This is a genomic window from Psittacicella gerlachiana (assembly GCF_003585965.1).
Lineage (GTDB): Bacteria > Pseudomonadota > Gammaproteobacteria > Enterobacterales > Psittacicellaceae > Psittacicella > Psittacicella gerlachiana.
On sequence record NZ_NRJF01000042.1, the window covers coordinates 1 to 4,025 of the forward strand.

General features: G+C 31.6%; 1 protein-coding gene and 1 pseudogene. Both read left to right on the plus strand.

Annotated elements, in window-relative coordinates; all coding sequences use genetic code 11:
* Positions 1–341 precede the first annotated feature (341 nt).
* Positions 342–1,139 carry a DeoR/GlpR family DNA-binding transcription regulator gene (locus tag CKF59_RS01710; RefSeq protein WP_119534260.1) on the plus strand — a complete coding sequence of 266 codons (798 nt, stop codon included), beginning with the start codon at positions 342–344 and terminating at the stop codon, positions 1,137–1,139.
* Positions 1,140–1,232: 93 nt separating this feature from the next.
* Positions 1,233–1,847: pseudogene (locus CKF59_RS01715) on the plus strand (trimeric intracellular cation channel family protein); the annotation flags it as partial.
* Positions 1,848–4,025: the final 2,178 nt, after the last annotated feature.

A 4,025-nucleotide genomic window follows, 5' to 3' on the forward strand; every position in this document is an offset into this window, starting at 1 on the left:
GAGCAATTAGATCTCATTTTTATTTATACGTAATATTTTGCAATGCAAAGAGGTTAGAGGTATTGACCAAGATTTTTAGGATTTACCCTTATAAATTTGTGTAAATTTATGGAAAAGAAATGTACAATTTGCAGAAAAATCTTAGAAAAATTCTAAAAAAGTGTGATCTAGATCACAAATCTACAAAAATCAGTGATAAATTTTATAAAATTTGATTAATATATACTTAGAAAGTTACGGTTTATATCTTAGGATATCTTGATTCACTCAGCTATAAGCATGTATTTACATTATAACGATGACGCCGTATTAACATAATTCCATTGTAAGGGGAGTCTAATATGAAGGCTACACAACAACGACGTCTGGATATTCTAAATCTGGTAAACAGCATAGGTATAGTTTCGATCAGTCACTTAGCTTACTATTTTAAAGTATCTAAGGTTACTATTCGTTCCGACGTAGATGCTTTAGAAAGCCAAGGTAAACTTATTAAAGTGCATGGTTGTATTAAATCTTTAAATCTTGATGAAGAAAGATCTTCGTTACAATTTGACCAAGAATTTTCTTTTTTGCAAAAGCAAAACTTTCAGCATCCAATCAAAACTCGGTTAGCTCTCGCTGCTCTCGCACTAATTAAAGACGGGACGTCTATTCTTTTAGATGCGGGAACAACAGTTTATGAGCTAGCGGTACAAATTAGTAAACGCACTTGGCAAAATCTTACAGTTATCACCCCATCTTTACCTGTATGTGATTTACTAAGTACTATTCCTGGAATAACCATAGTGTTACTTGGTGGTAAACTCAACACTAAAGGTAAATGCTTTATTGGGGAGCAGACGCAAACTATGCTTACCGACTTACACTATGACCAACTATTTTTTGCCGTAGATGGTTATCATATAGACTATGGGCTAACTACGCATTATGGAGAAGAAGCGGTACTTAATCGCCAAATGATCCAACAAGCAGGAAAAGTGATTGTCATTGCCGACCATACAAAGTTTGCTCGTCATGCAAAACATAAGATTGTAGATTTTGATGTACCGGATATGGTAATAACTGATGAGCAAATTCATCCAGACTATCAAGGGTACTTTGCCCAAACAAATGTCGAACTTAAAGTAGTTCGTTAAATTTTAGAAGACTCATTTTGATCTTCTGGAGAAAATCTCCAGAAGATTTTTTTGTTATAATGAGCCTAGTTTTTTTAAGGTATTGTGGGTTAAATGTTATTAGAGATTTTAAATTTAATTGGTGTGATAGCCTGTGCGGTTACCGGTGCCTTAGCGGCTGGGCGCGTGAAGATGGATTGGTTTGGTGTCCTCATTATTTCCAATGTTACTGCTCTAGGTGGCGGATCGGTAAGGGATATTTTACTGAATAACTACCCTTTACCTTGGGTACAAGAACCCTATTTACTGATTGTGGTTGCCGTATGTTCATTTTTGACGATTTTAATCGCTCAGTTTATGTATTACTTAAAAACCATTTTCTTGGTGTTAGATGCCATAGGTTTAGTAGCTTTTACTCTTTTGGGAGCTCAGGCAGCTTTACAACTAGGATATGGAGTAGTTTTAGCTTGTGTCGCAGGGGTATGTACCGGATCTTTTGGTGGGGTGATTCGTGACTTGCTATGTAACCGCATTCCTTTAGCGTTTAAAGCTGAACTTTATGCAAGTATTGCTTTTGTGACTACGATTTTTTATTGGTTAATGTTACAAGCGGGAATTGGAACTAATCTTGCGGTAATTATAGCGGTAGTTTTTGGGATTAGTTTCCGTTTATTAGCGATTAAGTTTAATCTTTCTTTACCGGTTTTTGATTATGATGATGCTAGATTTAAGCATATTACGTGGTTAGATCGGGGATTACGCAAACTGCGTCGTCGCAGAAGAAGTAAACGTAAAATCGATTATAGTGATCCAAACCAAGTTACTTTCCACCAAGATACTTCAGTAGCTGAACAAGCAGAAGAGGTAGCAAGTGCAGTAAGTGAAGCAATTCAGCAAGTAGCTCAACAAGTTGAAGACGGAAATGTGACTATTGAAGTTAAAATTAATACAGATGATGAAGTAAGTAAATAAAGTCATCTTTTATTAGTAAAGCCATATGGCTTGGAAGTAGTTTAGAAAGACAAATATAAGCGCAATAAAGACACTGTTATTGAAAGAAATTTACTTGTTGTAATTGTGTATAAAGATTTTTTATAACTATAAATCATGAATATGTTTAAGGATATGATTTTACGGATCATATCCTTTATTTTTTGTCTACTTTTTTGTTTGTCAGAGTTCTTTATATTTTTACTGAGAATTTTTAGGTTTGTCTACTTGGAGATTTAAGTTGTTGTTTTTATTTTAGTGGTGGGGATAAATACAAAAAGTTTGTTCTTCAAAAATTTAACCTACAAAAATTTAACTCACAAAAGTTTACTCTTTAACTTTAACAATTATCTCTTATAAGATTAGTTTTACCTATTTATCAGAGTTGACTTTACTAAAGTCCAATTTAAAGCTAATAAATTTCTTAGGCAATTCTCTATAAGTATAAAATCGCACTTCCTTGGTATTAGATCCGCATAATTTTATCTTGCTTAACCCTATAAATATAATGAAAATTTATTTTTTCTTCGTGGCTTTTTTCAAAGAAAAAACTAAATAAACCCACACAAAAGAGTAGTTTATTTTAGGAATTGAAAAAGCTTAACCCTTATATATTCGTGCTTTTTCAGGGGTCTAAAATTTTTCTTAGGAAAAAATAGGTGGGAGCTATAGCCTTTTTCTCCTGTTTCTGTTTAAAATAATAATATATGATTGTGCTAATGCGTTGATAAAGTTAGGAATTATGGTTTATCAACAGGGGAGTTTTTTCCCTTTTGCTTAAATTTTTTAATAAGGGCAAATCGGAAAAGAACTTTCAGATTAGAGCAATTTCTAGATATACATTTATCTGTAAAAATAGGCTAGATATTTTTACAAACTTCTTTCTTTTACCAGTCTACTATCTAAGCATTTAAATTTAGGCGAGGCAACCTGAATTTAGTTCCATTGTCATGGTTTTAAAACTCAAGTTAAGCAAAGCATTTGATTTGGTGCTCAGATGTTTTGTCAAGTAAAGACTAGTATTTCTTAGAAAACTTATAAACAGAGGCAATTTGTAAGTTTTTACCCTGATCTAAGAAATAGTTCTAACTATCTTGGCAAAGTTAGATTTCTTCCTTTTTCAAAGAATTTAGAGCTGAGTATAGGGCGAGTACTCACGATATAAATTCTATTTTAAGAACTTTTTTGATATCTCAACTTATAATCATTTTGATATTTCTAAAATAATTTTATTGTTTCTGAAAGTATTTAACATTTTTTAAAATATTTGATGTTTCTGAAATTATTTTGATTATTCTGATAATGAACGCAGTAGTTACTTTACTGTGTTTCTAGATATTAAATTTAATCCATCCTTAAAATAGGGTTAGTTTACTCTTCTATACTTACATTTCTTATTTGGTCAGAATTAATCCTGGCTTTCCCTCCCTTTTATAAATTTAAATCTTTTTTATTTTTTACTATTTAATAAACGATCTGTGTTTATATTTCTTTTGCATAATCTTTGCACTAAGCAGTTTATTTTATGCGAAACCAACTAACTATATATGTAATTAAAAATTATTAAAAATTCAAAAGAATTGACACAGAGATGTTTTTACAGGCTTGATAAAGTAAAACCTAAGCAATCTTGAGAGTAATTTTTGTGGCTACTTCTAACGCATGTTTATGGAGACAAACAGAGAGATTTACTAATGTGTTTAGATTTAGTTTACTCTGAAGAGGTTTTACAAAAAGTAAGAGTTATAACACTGCTAATTTGTTAGTTCATAATTCGTTTTTTAGATACTTAATCCAATTTGGCGAGTTGGATGACAAATATGGCAAATAAATAGTCTGGCAAGATAACATTATGAATAAACAATATAAATTAAAATTTAACCGTACTACGCTTTCTTTAGATGCTGTCTCGGAAAT